Annotated in this window: 19 protein-coding genes; 12 read left to right on the forward strand and 7 right to left on the reverse strand. The window is 57.9% G+C overall.

Annotated features, from left to right (window positions below):
• Positions 1 to 419, forward strand: a 419-nt coding sequence (locus ACTZWY_RS17830) for a TSUP family transporter (protein WP_444792062.1), incomplete at its 5' end; no start/stop codon positions are given.
• Here the strand turns inward: ACTZWY_RS17830 and ACTZWY_RS17835 are convergent.
• The 6 genes from ACTZWY_RS17835 to iolG form a co-directional block, all read right to left on the reverse strand.
• Complete coding sequence (locus ACTZWY_RS17835; RefSeq protein WP_444792063.1) at positions 416 to 1294, reverse strand: MurR/RpiR family transcriptional regulator; 879 nt, start codon at positions 1292 to 1294, stop codon at positions 416 to 418. The two genes, ACTZWY_RS17830 and ACTZWY_RS17835, sit on opposite strands and share 4 nt — an antisense overlap.
• A gap of 226 nt (positions 1295 to 1520) precedes the next feature.
• Complete coding sequence (locus tag ACTZWY_RS17840; protein WP_444792064.1) at positions 1521 to 2645, reverse strand: Gfo/Idh/MocA family protein; 1125 nt, start codon at positions 2643 to 2645, stop codon at positions 1521 to 1523.
• Entirely contained in the window at positions 2638 to 3606 is a 969-nt protein-coding gene (locus ACTZWY_RS17845) for a hydroxyacid dehydrogenase (protein ID WP_444792065.1), read from the reverse strand. Before ACTZWY_RS17845 ends, ACTZWY_RS17840 begins: the two co-directional genes overlap by 8 nt.
• Positions 3606 to 4448 (reverse strand): HpcH/HpaI aldolase family protein, encoded by an 843-nt coding sequence (locus ACTZWY_RS17850; protein WP_444792066.1) that lies wholly within the window; start codon positions 4446 to 4448, stop codon positions 3606 to 3608. Before ACTZWY_RS17850 ends, ACTZWY_RS17845 begins: the two co-directional genes overlap by 1 nt.
• Positions 4429 to 5859, reverse strand: coding sequence for an NAD-dependent succinate-semialdehyde dehydrogenase (locus ACTZWY_RS17855; protein WP_444792067.1), 1431 nt, complete (start codon positions 5857 to 5859; stop codon positions 4429 to 4431). Before ACTZWY_RS17855 ends, ACTZWY_RS17850 begins: the two co-directional genes overlap by 20 nt.
• Positions 5859 to 6866, reverse strand: a complete 1008-nt coding sequence (gene iolG, locus ACTZWY_RS17860; RefSeq protein ID WP_444792068.1) for an inositol 2-dehydrogenase — start codon at positions 6864 to 6866, stop codon at positions 5859 to 5861. Before iolG ends, ACTZWY_RS17855 begins: the two co-directional genes overlap by 1 nt.
• Before the next feature lie 104 nt (positions 6867 to 6970).
• Here iolG and iolD point away from each other — a divergent pair, with 104 nt between their 5' ends.
• The 8 genes from iolD (at position 6971) to ACTZWY_RS17900 (ending at position 17422) form a co-directional block, all read left to right on the forward strand.
• Positions 6971 to 8842 (forward strand): 3D-(3,5/4)-trihydroxycyclohexane-1,2-dione acylhydrolase (decyclizing), encoded by a 1872-nt coding sequence (iolD, locus tag ACTZWY_RS17865; RefSeq protein WP_444792069.1) that lies wholly within the window; start codon positions 6971 to 6973, stop codon positions 8840 to 8842.
• Entirely contained in the window at positions 8842 to 9735 is an 894-nt protein-coding gene (gene iolE, locus ACTZWY_RS17870; protein WP_444792070.1) for a myo-inosose-2 dehydratase, read from the forward strand. Before iolD ends, iolE begins: the two co-directional genes overlap by 1 nt.
• A complete protein-coding gene (locus tag ACTZWY_RS17875; protein ID WP_444792071.1) occupies positions 9735 to 10547 on the forward strand; it encodes an SDR family oxidoreductase in 813 nt (270 codons plus the stop codon). Before iolE ends, ACTZWY_RS17875 begins: the two co-directional genes overlap by 1 nt.
• A gap of 2 nt (positions 10548 to 10549) precedes the next feature.
• Positions 10550 to 11611, forward strand: coding sequence for a sugar phosphate isomerase/epimerase family protein (locus ACTZWY_RS17880; RefSeq protein ID WP_444792072.1), 1062 nt, complete (start codon positions 10550 to 10552; stop codon positions 11609 to 11611).
• Positions 11612 to 11631: 20 nt separating this feature from the next.
• A complete protein-coding gene (locus tag ACTZWY_RS17885; protein ID WP_444792080.1) occupies positions 11632 to 12765 on the forward strand; it encodes a Gfo/Idh/MocA family protein in 1134 nt (377 codons plus the stop codon).
• 83 nt (positions 12766 to 12848) lie between these two features.
• Complete coding sequence (locus ACTZWY_RS17890) at positions 12849 to 13049, forward strand: DUF3329 domain-containing protein (RefSeq protein ID WP_444792073.1); 201 nt, start codon at positions 12849 to 12851, stop codon at positions 13047 to 13049.
• Between the two features lie 464 nt (positions 13050 to 13513).
• Positions 13514 to 14953: an IS1182 family transposase gene (locus ACTZWY_RS17895; RefSeq protein WP_444792074.1), complete on the forward strand. Its 1440-nt coding sequence runs from the start codon at positions 13514 to 13516 to the stop codon at positions 14951 to 14953.
• A gap of 651 nt (positions 14954 to 15604) precedes the next feature.
• Positions 15605 to 17422, forward strand: a complete 1818-nt coding sequence (locus tag ACTZWY_RS17900) for a DUF927 domain-containing protein (RefSeq protein ID WP_444792075.1) — start codon at positions 15605 to 15607, stop codon at positions 17420 to 17422.
• Between the two features lie 62 nt (positions 17423 to 17484).
• Here the strand turns inward: ACTZWY_RS17900 and ACTZWY_RS17905 are convergent, their stop codons facing one another.
• A complete protein-coding gene (locus ACTZWY_RS17905; protein WP_444792076.1) occupies positions 17485 to 17661 on the reverse strand; it encodes a ribbon-helix-helix protein, CopG family in 177 nt (58 codons plus the stop codon).
• A gap of 107 nt (positions 17662 to 17768) precedes the next feature.
• On the opposite strand from ACTZWY_RS17905, the gene ACTZWY_RS17910 reads away from it, so the two are divergent.
• The 3 genes from ACTZWY_RS17910 (at position 17769) to ACTZWY_RS17920 (ending at position 21034) form a co-directional block, all read left to right on the forward strand.
• On the forward strand, positions 17769 to 18284 hold the full coding sequence (locus ACTZWY_RS17910) for a hypothetical protein (protein WP_444792077.1): 516 nt from the start codon (positions 17769 to 17771) through the stop codon (positions 18282 to 18284).
• Between the two features lie 76 nt (positions 18285 to 18360).
• Positions 18361 to 18906 carry a hypothetical protein gene (locus ACTZWY_RS17915; protein ID WP_444792078.1) on the forward strand — a complete coding sequence of 182 codons (546 nt, stop codon included), beginning with the start codon at positions 18361 to 18363 and terminating at the stop codon, positions 18904 to 18906.
• 88 nt (positions 18907 to 18994) lie between these two features.
• Positions 18995 to 21034, forward strand: coding sequence for an AAA family ATPase (locus tag ACTZWY_RS17920; protein ID WP_444792079.1), 2040 nt, complete (start codon positions 18995 to 18997; stop codon positions 21032 to 21034).
• The last annotated feature ends 664 nt before the right edge of the window (positions 21035 to 21698 follow it).

The following is a 21698-nucleotide window of genomic DNA, read 5'->3' on the forward strand; positions in this document are numbered from 1 at the left end:
TGATCGCCGCGCTACTCGGCCAAAGCTCAAAAACGCCATCGAACTGCGTGCGTTCGGCATCCGCCCACTTCTGGGGCGCTCTGGCGGGGTATACCAGCTTTGTTGCTCATGCCGGCGCGCCGCCACTTCAAATCTACATGCTGCCCCTTCGTCTTGATCCAAAGCTTTTCACAGGCACGATGGTGATGTTTTTTGCAATCACCAATGCAATGAAGATAATCCCTTATGCTGCGATGGGGGAATTTGGATCAGCAAACTTAGGCCGTGCCGCAGTCATGCTGCCTCTTGCCATAGGCGCAACCCTTTTAGGAGCCTGGATCGTTCGCCAGCTGACCGCCAACTTCTTCTATCCCTTCACCTATGCATCGGTTCTACTTGTCGGCCTTAAGCTGATATGGGATGGCCTTGCTGGATTCTAGGTTCCCGTCACTGTGGGAATACGGGGATGCGCGTCAGTGTGCTGAACACGAGCTGCGACAGCCACAACAAGCGCTTGAGCCAGACACATAGGTGCCGCCAGTGAGCGCGAGAACGTGTAGTCGTGTTCAGGAACCTCGAACAGAACCTTTGCCCAACGGGCTAACGGTGAAAGCGTGCTGTCCGTAATCGCGATGATGGGGATCCCTCTTTGTCCCGCGTCTTCGACCACATTTACGACTTCGGTAGCATAGAAGCGGAACGACACCGCCAAAAGTACATCAGCCTCGCGAATTGTGCGCCCGATATGTGTGGCGAGCCCGCCGCCCGGGTCCAACAGCAAGCAGCGTTTGCCCAGCATCGTCAGCACATAGCGGAGGAGTTCCACCACTGGTGCGGATCGCAACTGTCCGACAAGATAGATCGTGTCGGCACGTTCCAGCATGTCTGCTGCCAAGGCCAGATCTTCTGAGTTCACCTCGTCCAGCAATTGTTGCAAAGACGCGATGTCACGCACAACCAAATCGCGCAGGAAACCGATCTCGGACGCATCCCCGGCCCCCTGCAACTCGCTGGCAAGCGCCTTAACACGTGCCTCGAAACCCGGAGCAGCAGTCGCCAACCGCTTCTGGAAAAGCGCCTGCAACTCTTTGAAGCCCTTGTACCCTAGGGACTGTGCGAAGCGCACAAAACTCGAGGCATGGATTCCACAGCGTTCGGCAATTGCATTCACCGAGTGGATGGCAACCTCATTCGGATTCTGCGTAAGGTAGACTGCGATGCGTTGGTATGTCTTGCTCATCTGATCATGACGATCATGGATGATCCGGATCAGTTCTTCATAATCTTGTGGCGTTTCGATAAGTGGCTCATTCATCGGCATGGCGTTCCTTCATGCGATTAGACTGCAATATTTATTGCAGAACGCCAAGCGCTTTTCACATATCCAGTTGCGTTGGTGTCTCTCTGACTTCGATCTGCCTAAAGGCCGCGCGCAGCCACCGCAGTTTGCTTGACCAAGGGGATAGCCGGACTTCGAAACATATTCCTACTGTATCGCAGCGGGTTAAAGTGTATCCTGCTCATGAAACACGGCGCTCTGCCTATGTCGGCACGTCGAGCCATTCCTGTCTGACAGAGCTTTTCTTGATTGCGTCGACGAGAGTCTGGATACGCAAGCCAGCGCTGAAACCATATGGCTCGGGTATTTCACCGGCGATCGCGCGGACATAGCCCTCGACCTCGATCGCCTTCAGATCGTTGAAGCCGATCTGATGCCCCGGCGCGACACAGAAGCGACCATACGGCGGATGATCGGGTGATGCCTCTATCCGGCGGAAGCCCCGACGTCCTGGCCTGTCGGTTGTGGAAAAGAAGTGTAACTCGTTGAAGCGCTCCTGACTGAACGCCAGCGCGCCTTTTGTTCCATATATCTCGAAGTCATGCTGCATCTTACGACCCGTTGCGATCCAGTTGCCCTCGATCGACCCCTGCGCACCATTGGCAAAGCGCAGGAACGCGCGGCCTACATCATCGACGGTGACTGCACGGGTCCCGCCTTGGCCATCCGGCCTTTGGCTGATAAGGGTAACGCAATCGCCCATGACCGTTGTGATTGGCCCGAGAAGGAATTCGGCAGTGGCCAGAGCATGACTGCCGATGTCGGCCAGCGCGCCCCCACCCGCCGCATCATGCCGAAAGGTAAAGGCCGCGCTAGCGTCGGCCATGTAGTCCTCGGCATGCAGACCACGATAGCCGCGGATCTCGCCCAATTCGCCCGCCGCAATCATCTCGCGCGCTAGCCGCAGCATCGGGTTGCAGAGGTAGTTAAACCCGACTTGGGTTTTCACTCCGGCTCGGGCAGCGGCTTCCACCATCTCACGCGCGTCGCTGACCAGCGGCGCAAGCGGTTTTTCGCAATAGACATGCTTACCCGCAGCAATGGCGGCAAGCGCCATTTCCTTATGCAGGGCGTTCGGAGCCGTGATATCAATCAGGTCGATTTCGGGGTTCGATATCAAGCTGCGCCAATCACCTGTGGCGTTGGCGAAACCGAAATCCGCTGCAGCGCGCATTGCTGCGTCTTCGCTCACGTCCGCGACAGTGTGCAATTCAAGCCGATAGGGCAGATCGAACACTTTCTGAGCAGTGGCAAACCCAAACACATGTGCTTTGCCCATAAAACCAGTGCCAATAAGGCCAATTCGCAGCGCGGCTTTCTCAGACATTGGCAAATTCCCCATTTACGACCAGATTTTTCTCGATCGTTCCGGCCAAGTAGTTTAGCGCATTCTCGATCGAGGCGATTGCCATCCGCTCGCTGCATTCGGCCGTTAGTCCAGCAATATGCGGGGACAATACAGCGTTCGAACAATCGAGGAGGGCAGAGCCGGCGGGCGGCTCATTATCGAAAACATCGATTCCGGCAGCGCCAATCAGACCCGAACGAAGAGCTTCGGCCAGTGCGGCTTCGTCCACCACGCCACCGCGCGCCGTATTCGCGAGTATGCAGCCCGGTTTCATGAGCGCAATCTCGTGGGCCCCGAGCACTGGCTTTTCGGCTTTGGGAACATGGATCGAGATGCAGTCGGCCCACGCCAACCCTTCGTCCAAGCTGGTGATGGCGTCAACTTCACTATTGGGCCAGCCTGCCTGCTGAAGATGGGGGTCATAGGCACGAACCTTCATCTCGAACCCTGTGGCCATGCGAGCCAGTTTCTGACCGGCGCGGCCAAAGCCGATGATGAGCAGGTTTTTCCCAGATATTTCCTGTTGTTCCAGCCGGTTCCGCCAAGCCCATTGACCGGGTTTGCGTACCGCCAGGTCTGCGCGCAAGACTCGTTTCGAGGCTGCAAGAAGCTGCATCATCGCATGTTCGGCCACCGAAGCCGAGTTCACGTTGCCCACAATGGTAAGGGCAATACCGCGATCATTCAGTGCGCTGAGATCAACGGAGTCATACCCAACCCCATGACGTGAGACCACCTTGAGCTTGCTTGCGCGCGCAATCGTCGCGGCTGAGAGCGGCTGCGTGCGGATCACAAGTGCATCGGCATTGTGGATGAACGGGGCGTAGGAAGGTTCGGATATCTCTTCGACATAATCCACCGTAACACCGTGTGCGGGCAGATCTTTCAGCAGGGCCTCACCGGAAGGATGCAGCTTACCGGCAACGAGCAGATGCGGCATCAGTAAGTTCCTTTCACAGTTTGTACGGCAGCCGCCCCTGTAAGGTTGCGCCATCTCGTGACCGAGGCAGATGCGGCACCGGCGAGCAAACGGGTATCACCACCGACAGTGGTCAGGTCAAACCCCCAGGAGATGGCCTTCGCGGCATATTCCGGCGTGCCGCAATGCAGGCAGGCGCGGATGTCGTTAGCGTGGCACACGCCCTTGATGCGCTGGAGTAGCGCAATCATCTCAGGTTCTTCGCGGTCAAAGCCGGGTGGCAGACGACCCTCCTGTGTGCCGAGTGTCAAATCAGCGGGCCCGACATAGATGCCGTCAAGGCCGGGGGTGGCTGCGATCTCTTCAAGGTTATCCATACCCTGCTGGGTTTCGATCATTGCTAGCGCCAGAACCTGCTCATTCGCCGAAACCCCGTAGCCGCCATAAGCAAAGGTTGCGCGGGTCGGACCAAAGCTTCGCTGGCCTTGCGGAGGGTAGCGCATGTAACTTACGAATTCGGAGGCTTGCTCTGCCGAATTTATCATGGGGCAGATGATGCCTTGCGCGCCCGCATCCAGCGCCTTCATGATCGCGCCCGGCTCGCGCCAAGGCACGCGCACCATGGGTGTCACGCCTGATGCGCGCATTGCTTGCAGCATGGGCAGAATGGCATGATAGTCGAGCGCCCCATGCTGTGCATCTATGGTGACGCAGTCATATCCTTGCGCCGCCATGATCTCGGCAGTGAAAGCGTTGCCGATAGAAAGCCAGCCATTGATTACGGGGTGACCTTCAGCCCATTGCTGTTTCAACTTGTTGGTAAACATTGCTGTACCCTCCCGCTTAGAAAACGAACTGCGCAAGCTTGGTATCAAGATAATCCTCGATACCCTCGATGCCCCCTTCACGACCCATCCCGGAATGCTTGGTGCCGCCAAAGGGCGCCTCGGCCGCTGCCAGCGCAAAGCTGTTGATCCCGACCATGCCGGCTTTCAGCCCTGCCGCCATTCGGCGCGCGCGGTCAGGCGAGCGGGTGAAGCTATATGCGGCCAGCCCCATGTCCGACGCGTTTGCACGAGCCAGAGCTTCGTCTTCCGACGAGAATCTGGTGATCGCCGCAATCGGCCCGAAATTCTCCTCGGCAAAGACCTTCATGTCGTCGGTGACATCCGTCAGCACGGTCGGCTCGAAGAAATATCCACTGTTGAGGTGGGCCGGGCGTTTGCCTCCGAATGCGATCTGCGCCCCAGCACGAACGGCACCGATAACGATACCCTCGATTTCGGTCAGGCGGGATGCATTGATCAGCGGTCCCATCTCGGTTTCCGGGTGCAGCCCGTCACCCAGCTTGATCTTCGATGCGCGCGCAATGAACCCTTCTACGAATGCATCGTGCAGGGTTTCATGGACGAAAATCCGGTCCGGTGACACGCAGACCTGCCCACAATTCGCGAATTTCGTCGGTACAGTCAGATCCAGTGCTGCGTCGAGATCGGCATCGTCATGGATGATCAACGGAGCATTCCCGCCAAGCTCCATAGACACCTTCTTCACTGTTTCAGCGGCATCGCGGATCATCTGTTGACCGACACGGGTTGAGCCGGTCAGGCTGACCTTGCGAACCCGGGTATCCGCCATGATCCGCGCGTAAGTGTCGGCGGTGCTTCCTACCACCAGATTCACCGCGCCATCAGGCAGGCCAGCAGCGCGCAGGCAGTCGACCATCACCATCGCCACCCCGGGCGTTTGTGACGAGGGCCGCAAGACCACCGAACAGCCCGCAGCGAGCGCCGGAGCCAGCTTGCGTGCGGGCAGCGCGGCAGGGAAGTTCCATGCCGTGAAAGCACCAACGATGCCAACCGGCTCGCGCGTGACCTCGAAACGACCATTGGGCACCCGACTCTCGACAATGCGGCCATAGATGCGCCGCGCCTCTTCTCCAAACCAGCGGAATTGATCGCACGCGAGACTCCATTCCCGACCAGCCTGCGCGATTGGTTTGCCGGTTTCGGCGGCGATCATCCGCGCCGCCTCGTCGGTTCGGCGGATCATCTCGTCAGCGGCCCTGTGAAGCGCATCGGCGCGGGCGAACCCCCCCATCTGCAGGAGTTTCGGCAAGGCATTGGCGGCCGCATCCAATGCCGCTTGCGTGTCATCGATTGTGGCGAGAGGGACATGCCCTAGAGGCTTTTCGTTGACTGGCGAAGTAACCTCACCGCTTTTGCTGCCGAAAGTCCAACTTCCGTCGATGAACAATCCATATTGCGAATACATTACCCGATCTCCCTGATTGCGACTGGTCGGCCCTCCGCTGCCGAACGGATCGCGGCTTCGGCCAGAATCAGTGCCTGACGGCCGTCCTCAAATCCGACCGGAACCGGGTTGCCATGCGTAATTGCGTCAACGAAAGCGCTGATCTCGGCGGCAAAAGCATCCGCGTAGCGGTCGATGAAGAAGTTTTTCAGCGGCGCAGCGCTATCGGTGAAATCCACGGTAAAATGCCGGGTGTGATCTCGTGTCCGGTTTTCTGAGATCACCATGCCAGCGCTGCCGAATGCCTCGACCCGCTGGTCATAGCCATAAACCGCTCGGCGTGAATTTATGATAATCGCTTGCTTGCCGGTCGAGGTTTTCAAAACTGCCGTCACAGTATCGAAGTCGTCACAACGCGCCATGAGCGCGGGGTCGATCAAGCGAGAGCCTGTAGCGGTGACTTCGGCCACATCCTCGCCCAGAATGAATCGGGCCATGTCGAAATCATGGATGGTCATATCCCGGAAAATGCCTCCCGATGCCTCGATGTAGGCGTCAGGGGCCATGCCGGGATCGCGCGACGTGATAATGACCTGGTGCAGATCCCCGATCCGTCCGCCTTCGATCGCTTTTCGAACACCGGCATGGCCGCTGTCGAAACGGCGCACAAAGCCCAGCATGATTGGCAATCTCGTTCCGGCGATTCGTGTGGCGCACTCGTTCACCCGGTCTAGTGACAGATCTATGGGCTTTTCACATAGGACAGCCTTGCCCGCTTCGACCGCTTGTTCGATCAGGTCGGCGTGGGTGGCCGTGGAGCTTGCGATCAGCACCGCGTCAACATCAGATGCGGCCAGTGCGCCCTCGACTGATTCGAATTGTGGAACAGCCAGTTTTGCAGCGACCTCGGAGGCTGCTGAGGTATTGATATCATAAACACCAGCCAGACGGGCGCGCGGATGCGCTGCGATATTTTCAGCGTGCATACGACCAATGCGGCCGGTGCCAAGCACGGCGATTCCAATCATGATCTTCCTCCCGAACATATTTCTGCAATAATCATTGCAGATACGTTGCATTGTCAATCATTATTCCGTAGAGTTTTGAAAACCCATTCGCAGGAGGAGGCGATATGCCACGTAAAACCGTGCGCCTGACCATGGCCCAGGCCCTTGTTCGTTATCTTTGCAACCAATTCACCGAGATCGACGGTGAACGTGTTCCGCTGTTCGCAGGCGTGTTCGGGATATTTGGTCATGGCAACGTGACCTGCCTGTCCGAGGCGCTGGAGCAGGTGCAGGATCAGTTGCCCACTTGGCGCGGCCAGAACGAACAGAGCATGGCGCTGGCCGCCATCGGCTTCGCCAAGGCAAAACGTCGCCGCCAACTTATGGTTGCCGCCACCTCTATCGGGCCGGGTGCGCTGAATATGGTGACAGCGGCCGGGGTGGCCATGGCGAACCGCCTTCCTGTCTTGCTCTTGGCGGGCGATACATTCGCAAACCGTTTGCCCGATCCGGTTCTGCAACAGGTCGAACATTTCGGGGATCCCACCATCACGGCAAACGATGCGTTCAAATCGGTTGTGCGCTATTGGGATCGGATCGTGGTGCCAGAGCAGTTGATCCAATCACTGCCGCAAGCCATCGCGACCATGCTCGACCCGGCCGATTGCGGCCCCGCCTTCATTGGGTTGGCGCAAGACACGCAGGAACTAGCCTATGACTACCCCGAGGTTTTCTTCGCGCCGCAGCTGTGGAAAATACCACGTCCTCGCCCGGATCGCGAGGCTGTGATCGCTGCGGCCGACCTTCTGAAATCAGCAAAGAAGCCACTGATCATTTCAGGCGGCGGGGTGCGCTACTCGCTGGCCGAAGATGTGCTTGCGGATTTCGCGGCCAAGCGCGGCATCCCGGTGGTCGAAACCATCGCGGGCAAAGGCGCGCTGACCCACAATCATCCCGTCCATGCCGGACCAATCGGCATTGTTGGTTCGACTTCAGCCAATGCACTGGCAAAAGAAGCCGATGTCATCCTTGCCATTGGTACGCGGCTGCAAGATTTTACAACCGGGTCCTGGACGGCGTTTGCCGAGGACTCACGATTCATCTCGATCAACGCGGCGCGGTTCGATGCTATCAAGCATCAGTCGCTGGCTGTCGTTGGCGATGCACAGGAAACTATTGGGGAACTGGACTTGGCGCTTGGCGAATATTGCGCAGACGCAGATCTGATGAAGCGGGCCAAAGCACTATTCGCCGAATGGAACAGTCTGCTCGACGAACATCAGTCGCCAACCAATGAGCTTGTCCCGTCCTATGCTCAGGTCGTGGGGGTCTTGAACAGGGCAGCCGGGCCCGACGACACTCTGGTCGCCGCTGCAGGGGGCACGCCAGGCGAGGTCACGAAAGGCTGGCGGGTTAAGAGCCCCAATACCTTCGACTGCGAATTTGGTTTCTCCTGCATGGGGTATGAGATCGCGGCAGGCTGGGGCTGCGCCATGGCACAGGAAGGGCCCGGCGGCACCGGCGGCACGCCCATCGTCATGCTCGGCGACGGCACATACATGATGATGAACTCAGATATCTACTCGGCAGCTCTAACTGGCCACAGGATGGTCGTCGTGGTCTGCGACAACGGTGGCTATGCCGTGATCAACCGCCTTCAGCAGGCCAAGGGCGTTCCGGGCTTCAACAACCTTCTGGCGGATTGCCGGATCAGGAACCGCGATAATCCGCTGCATGTCGATTTCGTGAAACATGCCGAAGCGATGGGCGCCCGCGCGCGCAAGGCTGAAAGCCTGACTGATCTGGATGGTGCCGTGAAGGAAGCTCTTGCCCATGATGGGGTAACAGTCATCTCTATAGTGTCGGACGCATGGAAGTGGGTTCCCGGAGACGCGGATTGGGATGTTGGGGTGCCCGAAATCTCGAACTTCGAGACCGTGCGTGCCGCCCGCGCAGCACAGGAAAAAATCCGCGCCGCACAGCGCCGGGGGGTGTGATGATGAAGGCGAAACTGGGCATTGCGCCAATCGCTTGGTGGAATGACGATCTGGCAGAATTGTCTGATGATGTCAGCCTTGAGGAATGCTTGCGACAGGCGTCCGAGGCCGGCTTTACCGGAATGGAGACAGGCCGCCGCTTCCCGATGGACATGTCAGAACTCGGCCCGGTCTTGGAACGCCATGGAATATCGGTTTGTGGCGGCTGGTTCTCTGGACTGCTGCTATATGGCGATATCGAAGAGGAAAAGGACCGTATTGCCCAGCAGATGGAATTCTTCATGGCCGCGCAAGCACCGTGCATTGTCTATGGAGAAACTGCCCGGTCAATTCAGGGTGATCGTTCGGCGCCGCTCGCCAGCAAGCTGAAGCTGACCGAAGCCGAGATGGCAGCCTATGGCCGGAAGATCAGCGATTTCGCCGACTGGTGTGCGAAGAATGGGATGCCGATTTCCTACCATCACCACATGGGTGCAGTAGTCGAGACCGAGACAGAGCTTGATTTACTCATGCGCCACTCGACAGTGCCGCTTCTGTTCGATGCAGGGCACATGGCTTTTGCCGGTGGCGACGTGCTTAGGGTGATTGAGAATCACCATGGGCGGGTATCTCATGTCCATACAAAAGACATCCGAACTGAGGTGGTGGCGGGCCTCGACCGGACGCGTGAAAGTTTCCTTGATGCAGTTATCAAAGGCGCGTTCACTGTGCCCGGGGATGGTAGCCTTGATTTTGTGGCTATTGTCGAAGCGCTGGCCGCGAAGGGTTACGAAGGTTGGTTCGTGGTCGAAGCCGAACAGGATCCGGTCGCCAACCCGCCCCTGGAAATGGCAAAAAAGGGATACAACGAACTGCTGCGTGTCATAGCGGCGGCAGGTTATGAGGTGGTATAATGAACCGCATTGATGGAAAGATTGCCGTCATCACTGGTGGTACGCAGGGACTTGGTGCCGCTGTCGCACAAATATTTGCTGCGGCAGGTGCAGAGGGGATCGCACTTGTCGGGCGTGGGGTCGAAAAGGGCCGCAAGCTCGCCAACGAGATCACCGAGGCAACCGGCGTTCGCGTTGAGATGGTCGCGGCGGATCTGGGCAAGATCGACGATGTTCAAGCCATCATCCCGACGGTCGATCGGCTATTCGGTCGTGTAGACATTCTGGTGAATGCTGCTGGCCTGACTGATCGCGGAAACATCCTGAACACAACACCTGATCTGTTCGACAACATGTTTGCAGTGAACACCCGCGCGCCGTTCTTCCTTATTCAGGATGTAGCCAAGGTAATGATACGCGAGGGGATCGAAGGCCGGGTCGTCAACATCGGCTCGATGTCTGGGCGGGTAGGTCAACCTTTCCTAGCCCCCTATGCATGCTCCAAGGGCGCGCTGGCAACGCTGACGCGTCATGCAGGTTTCGCGCTGATGCGGCATCGTATTCATGTCAACCAGCTCGACATCGGGTGGATGAACTCGGATCATGAGCGCAAGTTGATCCTGGCGGAAACCGGCGATCCCGATTTCATAGACCGCGAGGCTGCGAAAAAACCCTTCGGCCGCATCCTGGATCCGAAAGAGGTCGCTCGCGCCGTGTTGTGGATGGCTTCAGACGATGGCGGCATGATGACGGGCGCAGTGATCCCCTTTGATCAGTCCGTCCACGGCGGCTATGACGACGCGCCGACGCCAGCAGCTATACTGGAGGCTTGAGGATGCAGACAATTCAGGGACCTGCTGTCTTTCTGGCGCAGTTCGCGGCTGATGCCGCGCCCTATGACTCGCTGCCCAGCTTGGCAAAATGGGCGGCGGACAAAGGGTTCAAGGGCGTTCAGATCCCAACCTGGGACACGCGCTTGATCGATCTTAAGCGGGCCGCTGAAAGCGACACCTACTGTGACGAGATCAAGGGGACTTTAGCAGACAATGGCCTTCAGATCACCGAGTTTGCCTCACATATCACCGGACAGCTTGTCGCCGTCCATCCTGCCCATGATACCATAATGGACGGCTTCGCGCCGCAGAATGTTCGCGGCAACTCGACCGCGCGCCGCGCCTGGGCCGAGGAGCAGTTGCGTTTTGCTGCTCGTGCCTCGAAACGCATGGGCGTCCAGCGACATGTAACCTTCTCAGGTGCGCTGTTGTGGCCCTATCTCTATCCTTATCCTCAATGGCCCGAAGGGCTGGTCGAGGAAGGTTTCACTGAGCTGGCGAAGCGCTGGACACCAATTCTGGACGATTTCGACGCGCATGGTGTGGATGTCTGTTATGAAATTCATCCCTGCGAGGACCTGCATGACGGCCACAGCTGGGAATACTTCTTGGACAAGGTCAGGAGCCATCCTCGCGCCAACCTGATGTATGATCCCAGCCATTTTGTGCTGCAAGCGCTGGATTACCTTGCCTTCATCGACCACTATCATGACCGCATCAAGTCCTTCCATGTGAAGGATGCCGAGTTCCGACCGGATGGCAAGTCCGGCGTCTATGGAGGGTATCAGCCCTGGAGCAAGCGGGCAGGCCGCTTTCGCAGCCCGGGCGACGGGCAGGTCGATTTCGGAGCAATATTCACAAAGTTAACGACCTATGGTTTTGACGGCTGGGCAGTTCTGGAATGGGAATGCTTCGTCAAGAACCCCGAGGACGGGGCCCGAGAAGGGGCGCAGTTCATTTCTGATCACATCATCAGGGTATCGGATCGTGCATTCGATGATTTCGTAAAATCCGGCGCGAACCGCAGCGCCAATCGAGCCATGCTCGGACTGGAGGAAACATGAACAAACCTTTGCGTCTTGGGATGATCGGTGGCGGAAAGGGGGCCTATATCGGCAACATCCATCGGCTCGCTGCGCGGCTGGATGGGCAATGGCACTTGGTGGCAGGCGCCTTCGATGTCGATCCTGAGCGTGGCCGTGATTTTGCTCTTTCGCAAGGCCTCGATCCCGCGCGCAGCTATGGTACATATCAAGAGCTGATCACGGGCGAAGCCGTGCGCGCGGACCGCGTGGATGCCGTGGCGATCTGCACCCCAAACTTCACGCATTACCCTATCGCCAAGGCTCTGATCGAGGCGGGCTTCGACGTGATCTGCGAAAAGCCCCTCACTGCAACCTTGGCAGACGCAGTAGCATTGGATGCGCTGGCCGCGCACAGTGGTCGCTTCGTCGGCGTGACCTATACCTATTGCGGTTATCCAATGGTGCATGAGGCCCGTGTTCGTGTTGCCCGTGGTGAGCTTGGGGCAATCCGAACGGTACAAGTAGAGTATCCTCTGGAATGGATGGCGACCGCCATCGAACAGCAGGGAAACGCACAGGCTGCGTGGCGCACGGATCCAAAAATGAATGGCCGAGGCGGTTCGATAGGCGACATCGGCACCCATGCCTATCATTTGGCAGGTTTTGTTACTGGACTCAAACTGGAAAGCCTGACTGCTGATCTGGCGACTTTCGTGGATGGTCGGGCACTTGACGACAATGCGCATGTCATGATGCGCTATCAGGGCGGTGCGCGCGGGCTTTTGTGGTCCTCACAGGTCGCAATCGGGAATTCCAATGGCGTCAGGCTGCGGGTCTTCGGTGAAAAAGGGTCGCTGCAATGGTTCCAGGAACAACCAAATGATCTGGTTTTCACGCCGCTCAATGGTCGGGTGCAACTAATCAAGCGCGGGGCGGACGACCTGTCAGAGGACGCCAAAGTGCGCATTCGAACACCACCTGGTCACCCCGAAGGTTATCTGGAAGCTTTCGCGAATCTTTATGCAGGTTTCGCCGAAGCGATCCGCGCCCGGCAGCAGGGCCGCGCACCTGGCTTGCTGGGGCAGAGTGTGCCACTGAGCCACGATGGGCTGAAAGGTGTTGCCTTTGTCGAAGCGGTTGTCGATAGCCACGAAGCCAATGATCAGCCTTGGGTCACACCGGTTGCAGTATGAAACTATTGGCGGTAGCTGTATTATGTCCTGCACACAGGGCGGCGACTTAAGAAGCTGTGGCCTGACCCGAAAGATCCCACATCATGTTTGACTTTAGCCATGCCATCTACCGCCCGCTTTGGGTCCGTTTCCTGTTGGTAGTTGTAGCCTTGGGTTGGGGTGTTTTCGAGTTTGCGTCCGGGGCACCGTTTTTCGGGGTGATCTTTGTCGGTGTCGGGTTTTTTGTGGCGTGGCGCTTTTTTGTGGCATTTGATCAATCAAGCGCCGGAGAAAAGGACGAATAGCCTACGTGTCGAATCTCCTTGGCAGGGAGAACTCAGGGCTTGGGATATTAGAGCGGGCGAAAAAACAGGAACACCTACGAAAGCATGAGCCTCTGGATAACCCGATCTATTTCCGACAGCTTCGTTTTCTAAACTCCAGAATTCATTGGCCTTAGCAGAGTTATGGGTAGGCGGAATTTCAAACCTGGCGTGCGAAACGGCGCAGGGCTTACATGGCCGCTTTTTTAACCTCTTAAAACTGACCGACAGAAATGGGCCGAGCATATAGAGAAACGCGACCATAGCGCGCAACTTTGCAAGGCGCACTCCCTGCCAACTGCTGCCTGTCACGGCAGGCATGGGGCGACCGGCAGCTTTTGTCATTTGCCGCGGATGCATTGCTGCAAGGTCATAGTCGGCTTTCCGCCGAGGCTGTGTAAAAACCCAGATTTATGCTATGCTTACCCATGGTGTGGAGGGTTCGGATGGCAGGTTTCATTGAGGGCATCAGCCGGGATCAGGCGACGCTTTTCCCTGAGCGCTTGGATGACTGGATCGGGGAAGATCATCTTGTTCGCGTGGTCGATCCGTTCGTTGACCAGCTTGATCTGGGCGCGCTTGGGTTTCAACGCCATGCCGCTGCGCGCACGGGGCGGCCTGGGTATCATCCGGCAGTGTTGCTGAAACTGTTCATCTACGGCTATCTGAACCGGATCCCGTCGAGCCGCCGGCTGGAATGCGAGGCAGGGCGCAATGTCGAGCTGATGTGGCTGACCGGTCGGCTGGTGCCCGACCACAAAACCATCGCGGAGTTCCGGCGCCAGAACGGTCCTGCCATCCGCAGGACCTGCGCACGATTTGTTGAATTGTGTCGGCGGATCGGCGTTCTGAAAGGTGAGGTCGTGGCCGTCGACGGGAGCAAGTTCAAGGCGGTCAACAATCGCGACCGGAACTTCACTAAGGGTAAGATCGCCAGCCGCATGGCGCATCTGGAAGCCGAGGTTGGCCGCTATATCGAGGAGGCGGACCGGATTGACCGGCAGGAAACTGGTGCCGCGCGCGCAGAGCGGGCCGCGCATCTGACCGGACGATATCACCGCATCCGCAAAGAGATCGAGCGCCTGCTGGCGATGGAAGAGACACTGGCCGATGCTCCTGACGGGCAGATTTCACTGACTGACCCCGATGCCCGCGCCATGGCGACACGCGCGCAGCACAGCGGGCATGTCGGCTACAATGTCCAGAGCGTGGTTGATGCCGAAACCCATCTGATTGTCGCGCATGAGGTCACAAACCAGGGGCATGACCGGGACTTGCTGACAAAGATGGCCACACAGGCAAAGGCCGCGTTACAGCGCGAGGAGCTGCACATCATCGCGGACAAAGGATATTTCAGCGGCGGTGAAATCCTTGCCTGTCACAAGGCCGGCATCACCGCGACTGTGCCGCGATCGGACACATCCGGCGCCCGCTCAAAGGGACGTTTTGTGAAGGCCGATTTCGCGTATGAGCATGAGAATGATGTCTATCGCTGTCCAGCTGGGCAGGCGCTGACGCATCGCACCACAACCCAACAGCAGGGGCTGCAGATGCGGCGCTACTGGACAAACGCCTGCAAGACTTGCGAGATCAAGAAACGTTGCACCACAGGATATGAGCGGCGGGTCTCAAGATGGGAACATGAACATCTGGTCGAAGCCTCGAATGCCCGCCGCCGCAGCCCGGCCGCCCCGATGAGCGTGCGTCGTTCAACGGTCGAGCATCCGTTCGGCACAATCAAGTCCTGGACCGGGCCCTGCCATTTCCTGACCCGGCGGCTGGGTGGCGTGGGTACAGAAATGGCGCTGAATGTGCTGGCCTATAACATCAAGCGCATGGTCGCCTTGGTCGGGATCAAGGGGCTGATGGCCGCAATCCCGGGGTGAAAGGGGGGATGGCTGTCGATAATTACCGATATCGTCCCCCAATCTGCTCTCTTCGCACCAAAATGCGCCTAGAAAAGGGTTTGCGGCCAATTCGGCCCCAAATCGCGTCCCAACGCTATTTCCGCACTCAAACTCGCAGATGTGGTCGGGTTTTTACACAGCCTCGGCCGGGCACGGACAGGCATCGTACCCATATCTATGCTGGATTTCGATCTGTTCATGAGGCTCAAACAGAATTCGAGTAGCGAGATTTGGGCATTTCGAAGCCCGTGGAAAATTCCTCTTGACACAGGGATTGCCCTCTCGAACTTGGACGCCCTCCAGAATCTCGGATAGACCTATAAAGTATTGTTTTAACTACCTTAAAATAGAAAACTCTGCGAAATCAAGACGTCCAAGTCAGACAGTGGTTGATCCTGATATCACGGATAAACCTGTGTCAGGCAGAGACCGGACACATCTCAAATATTTGCTTTTCCACAAAATAATGCGGCCCTCTCGCAGATTTTTGCTGACCTCAACCCGCCGAATCACTACCCTAGGGACATCACAAGACGCAACCGCGCTTGTCGACCCTCCCGCACATTCTTTGTCATTACAGACGCTCGGCGGCGCAGGCGCAAGGTTGTGCTATCATCTGGAGTGACAAAAATGACACGGAAACAACTGAACTTTCTTACCGAGCTCGATGGCTCAGAAGAGACCGAAGACTCTGACAGGATCAACGACGACGCACCCACCACGCCTTCAGAACCCGAGGACTGTACTGCGACGACTGGCAACAGCACCGCGGGCAACCCTCGCTTTGAAGGGTTCCTCGCCGCACTCGAAGCATCCGTGTCACCGCCGTACAATGTAAATTCTGAACAGCATCGGATCGAAGTTTATCGTGCCAAGACCTGGCGCCCGATCTGTGGGCTGGTCCGCGTGACCGGCAACAGCTATGTCGGCTCAGACGCTCGTGTGCATCTGGAATTCGTGAATGATGCGCGTGAGATCTGCACATTCGATGCACCACGCCACAGCCTCATGCAGCCATCAGGTGAGATGATTTCGGGCCTGCTCGACCGCGGGTTCCATATCTTCGGGACGCCCGCAGATGTCCTGAGTCTGATCAGGAGCTTCCCCGCACCGCGTATTGATCGCCTCCGCGAAGGCCCCGGCTGGGGCACCGAGATCCGGACACAATTCGGGCTTGGGCAGGACGGAACGCGGATCGTCACCGACACATCCATCGCTGATATCGATCATGAGCGATTGCAAAACTGGCAGCGAGACTTTGCAAGCTTTCTGTCGGGCAACCCGCATGCGCTTTTCATCGTCTGTTCGGGCTTTGTCGGACCCGTGCTGAAGTTGATTGATCATGGGCCTGTCGGCTTTCACATTGTCGGACCAAGTTCCGATTCAAAATCGATCTTGGCGCAATGCGCAGGCGATCTGTTCGGGGCACCACTAACTGATTGGGCCGGCACCGAAGCCGGGCTCCGTGCATTCTCGCGGCAGTGGAATGATCAAATCGTCATTCTCGATGAGATGCAGCGGCTGACCGCCCACGATTTGGGAAGCAAGATATACGCACTTCTGAACGGACGCGATCGCGCATTGAAGTCGGACGGGACCTCTCGTGACGGGTCCGGCTGGTCGATCTGCTATTTGAGCACAGGCGAGGACAGTGTGGAGAACATCTTGTCGGTCGGGAAACAGTTGCGGGCGGGTCATATGGTGCGCCTGATCGACTTGCCCGAAGCCCCCCGGCAAGGGCTCTGGAGCAAACAGAACGGGGCCAGTGTTGACAGTCACAGCTTCATTCGCGCACGGGCCTATGCGTCGCGCATCAACGGTACGGCGGCAGGCTTTGCCTTTCTTGCCAGATTGATTGCCGGGCTCCACACGTACAAGGGCGTAGTCAGGCCGTGGCTGGACGAGGAACGGAGCATGCTTGTAGAGAGCCTTGCCGCCCACAGGAGCGAGAACCAAATTCAGCGGGTCCTCACAAATTTTTCTATCGTCGCACTGGCGGGACGAGTAGCTGTCTCTCTCGGTATCCTGCCACAATCACTTGACGATATCCGCAGCTCTGTGATCGCAATGGCAAGAGGATGGCTGCTGAACCGGACGGATGCGCCCGAAGGCGGCAGGGCAGAGGCCGCGCGTGTCGTGCGTCAGTTCATCGATTGGACCGCGGCACGCGGACAGGCCGGGTGCCTTTGTCTGCAAGAAGCCCGCGCAAATCCGCGCCGGATCGCGCGGCTGGGATGGCAAGACCAAGAGTATTTGTATCTGCTGCCCTCTGCGATCGAAGCGGCCATTTCCGACCAGACATCGCGTAGCCGTGCGGTGCGGTTTCTCAATGACGCCGGTCTGGTCATCAAGGGCGGCGAGGCGCAATCGCTACAATACAAGTTGTCGATCAACGGGGCGCGGCCCCATGTCTACCGGATCTGCAAAGACAAGCTCAGCAAGCTTTGAGTAGCGGCCATCACCAAACCTGCTCAAACACCAAGAATGCCCCAATTTCGAAGATTACCGACTCACAGATCAGGACAACCGTCGTCAATCCATTTCTGTATCAGACGGCGCACTAGTTCAGGTCGACTTGGCAAATCGCTCGCGTTTCGACGCCCCTCGTCGACAAACTTCATCATCTCTTCCGTCAAGCGAAGAGTGACAGGTTCATTACCTTTTCCAACATTTTTCTCATTTTTCATTCTTGCGCCCCTTGATGTCTTGGTGTCAGGACACCAGATATGTCGGGCGAAGGCAAAGGTTCCAGCTCTGCCAACGCCCTTGTCATTGCAACAAATAGGAAATCACAATGACCGTCACGACCGATATCACCTCCAACACTGAGATTGAAGACCGCACCTCAAATGCTCCCGGCCCGATCTCGACCACGTTCATGAAGTTGCTTACCAGTTTCGATATCTTTTTGCGGAAACTGCTTGATCATGAAGCGACCAGTCCTGTTGAAACCATGCCTGACACTCAAGCCGTCTTGGCTACACAAGAGCGGCTTATCGAAACATCTTTCGATGTCTTGCTATCATATCCCGAAACCGGGGCAGATCGGCAGCTTCTGCGGCTTGCGCATTTGTTGATCAAGTTGTTCGAAATGAAAGACCACCGGACACAACAGATTTTGTTTGCTCAGACGGTGAAGCATCGCGACATCTTTACCATGACAGGCTTCTCCAATCAGAGCGGGCATTCGGATGAAATGCTGGTTGCATTCTTTGACAAATTTGATGCTTTGTCCGCCTCCCGTGCGTTCGGCGGCGCAGGCCTTGAGTATCCTCAGAGCACAAGCTTCCCCGAACTGATCCCGGCCTGAGCACCGCTCCCGGTCAGACCGCGCACGGGACAGCCATTTGTCCCGGCCACCCTTACCCCCCTATCCGGAGGCCATCATGCCTTATCAGCCCAGCTTGCCTGGCCTGTTTGCGCCCGCTATCCCGCCCCGTGCGTCGTATCTTTCGGCAAGTCTTCTGCACTATCCCGATGTCAGTTCTGATGTGCTTTGCGAACACGCCAAAACCCTCGGGCATGCAGCTGAGCTGCTCACCGACAGTGTCTTCGCCCGCCTTGGAATTCCCTGCGCAAGCTTCGCCGAACATTCCCGCTTCGACCGCTTAATCTGGATCGGCTCCACCTGCCTGCGTGTCCAAGTCAAAGGACGTCACCGGATGACAAACGGCCAGTATCATTTCGACATCAAACGCGGGTATCAGCGCGGCCCGAATGGCACATGCGGCTATGAACGTGGGGATTTTGACATTCTTGCGCTTGTGGGGCTTCCGGAGAATGTCGTGAAATTCACGTCTGAATGGTCAAAGACGCATGTGATCCGGGGGCATGAGATAGGCCGATTGCGGGCCTGTCCGGGGGCTTCGCTCCGGTCTGCGCTTCATGATCTGGGCCTGTCAGGAACGGCCCTCGCACCCTCCGCGGCCTGATCCAGCCACCTTCCTTACAAACCAAATGTCACCTGACCCCATTTCCGGGGTCCGGACCCTCCCCTTATTTCTTTTGAAAGGCCACCCAATGCCCAAACGCACCCATTTTCCCGGCTTTGAGCTTGCACAGCGCATCATGAGCAGCGCAACACGGGACTTCGACGAGCTGTTCAATGATGCGCTCGACGGCTGTGACATCGACGATCCGGAAACGGGAACACGCCGGAAGCGCCCCAGTCCGGATCTGTGCCTCGATGCGCTGATGATCCTGCGCCTCATGTCCTGCCATGACGCGGCAGGGGCGCCCGCAATGCTGCCGCAGCCGGGCGCCGTGACTCTGCTCTCAACTGGAAATCACGACGATATGACGCGTCTGCACTCTTTGATCGAGCGGCTGAATGCGGACATTCTGCAATCAGGCAAGACCAACCCGCAGCACCTCGTCGACCTGGACATCATCGTACAGCCCCGTGCCGGGGCATCTGAACTTGAGCTGCGCCGCTTCAACGAGAGCGTCCGCGACAGCGTTTTTCGCGGCAAACCCGTGATGCTCATCGTCGCGAATCCGGCGGCCCTGACCCCGACAATCCTGCAGACAGTCACGTCACAGCTGCATATTGCGCCCGCCAGCCCGCAGATGTTTGACGCCATTCTGAAGCTTCTCTTCCCGAAGCACAAAGCGCGGGCAACCAAGATCGATCTGGGCGGCATCACGGCGCTCCAGCTTGCACGTGTCTTTGCCGCAGACACGGCGGCAAAAGCCCGTGCGGCCTTGCAGGAGTTGAAGCCCGCAGCGCCAAAGGACGCCACAGCCCCCGCCCTGACCCTGGACAAGGTTCACGGCCAGCCCGATGTGGTCGAGGCGTTTTCACAAGTGATCAGTGATCTTGAAGCTTGGAGGGCTGGAAATCTGGCATGGTCTGACGTGACGTCGAGCTTTCTGCTCTATGGCCCGCCGGGGACGGGCAAGACGCTTCTTGCGCAAGCCCTCTCCGGTTCCGCCGGGCTGCCCCTTGTCCAGACGAGTTATAGCGATTGCCAGCGGGCGGGCCATCAAGGCGATATGCTTCGCGAACTCAATTCCGCTTTCGAGAAAGCGATCAATGCTGCGCCGTCGGTGCTGTTCATCGACGAGATCGACAGTTTCTATTCTCGCAGCGGCAGCGGGGGCACAAGCTTGTCTGGCTATATCGTGGGTGTTGTAAACGGGCTGTTGACCCAGATCGACAAAGCCAATGCGACGCCTGGGGTCATTCTGGTGACAGCGAGCAATTTCGCTGATCGGGTTGATCCTGCCATCCTGCGCCCCGGCCGGCTTGATCAGCATTTGTGCGTCGGGCCGCTTGATCGAAAGGGCGTCATGTCGCTGGTCCGGTCCGAGATTCCGGACATCCTGACACCGGATGAGCTGGACATGATCGCGGATCAGCTTGTGCAGCAAACGGGCGCAACCATTGCGATGCTGATCCGCAGCGCACGGACCCGCGCCCGCCGTGCCCGTCAGCCCCTGAACTCCAGCCATGTGTTCGAAGCCGCCGCCGATGTCGCACCGGTGCCCGATCCCGATGTGCTGCACCGAGTGGCAATTCATGAGGCGGGACATATTGTCATGGGGCAGATTGCGGGCCTTAGCCTGCCGCGTCAGGTGGCTCTTGCCGGTTCCGGAGGGGCGATTATCCGGCCCATGCCCGAGCTGATCACCCCCAATGTGGCCCGCTGCTTGATCCAGATGCATCTGGGCGGCCGGGCCGCCGAACTCTTGTGTTTTGACGAGGTGTCAAACGGCAGCGGCGGGAGCGATCCGGCCTGTGACCTGGCGCTTGCGACCAGTCTTGCGACACGGATGCACCTGAATTTCGGGTTTGAAGACACCCTCTTCTGGGACAAGCCAGACCAGCGCATCGCCTTGTCCGGGGTATTGCGCAACCGGATCAATGAGAGTTTGCGCAAGGCGGAAGCCACGGCAAAATCTGCACTGGCCCAGCATCGCCCGGCACTTTTGCGGCTGGCGGACGCCCTTTTGGAGAAGCGGGAGTTGCAGACCGAAGAAATTGCAGACCTGCTCTGGGATGTGGAACCGTCAACCTCGGGAGCCAGCGATCCGGACAGGGCCACCGCGACCGCATGATCCCGGATTACAGCGTCATGGCAAACCCTGTCCGGATTGCCATGACACTTCATCGGCCACACTTAATTGGCCACACGACGGGGGCGCAGCACGTCGGCCTGACAGGCCCCACTGCCCCCCATGCCCACCCACCAGCGGCAACGCAGTCACCCCCAAGGAAGATCCGGACAGTATCCCGGACACTCCAAGTTTCAAACCGGACAACCACCCCATCAGGGCCGAAGGCGATCTCATGCCCCTTTGCTTCAAGGACTCAACCCACCCAATCCCCCCAAAAAAACAAAATATGGAAATCGAACGTGCTCGAATATGCGCAAGAATTGCGCCCGCCTGCCCTTCATCAGACAAAATGGCAGGCGGCAAATCAGGATCGCCCTTATCTGTTCTGACCCGTCCTGATCCATGGGTGATGCGCCATCCGGACAACCAAAAGGGTATGCACCCATCGGGTAAACAGATCACAAACAGCCCGGCCCGAACGGGAAACCCCGCCATCAAAAAGGACATGCCTTTGTCAGCCTGTATGACCAGATTTCAAAAGGGCCGCAGGCAATCCGATACCCCGCTCTCCAGACGCACTCAACTCACCAATCACACCAAAAAAACAAAACCAAGAGATCGAACCGTCTCAACCTGGCGCCCATGGCGCCCCAGCTGCCCACCG

Source organism: Roseinatronobacter sp. NSM, from assembly GCF_052379845.1.
Taxonomy (GTDB): Bacteria; Pseudomonadota; Alphaproteobacteria; order Rhodobacterales; family Rhodobacteraceae; genus Roseinatronobacter.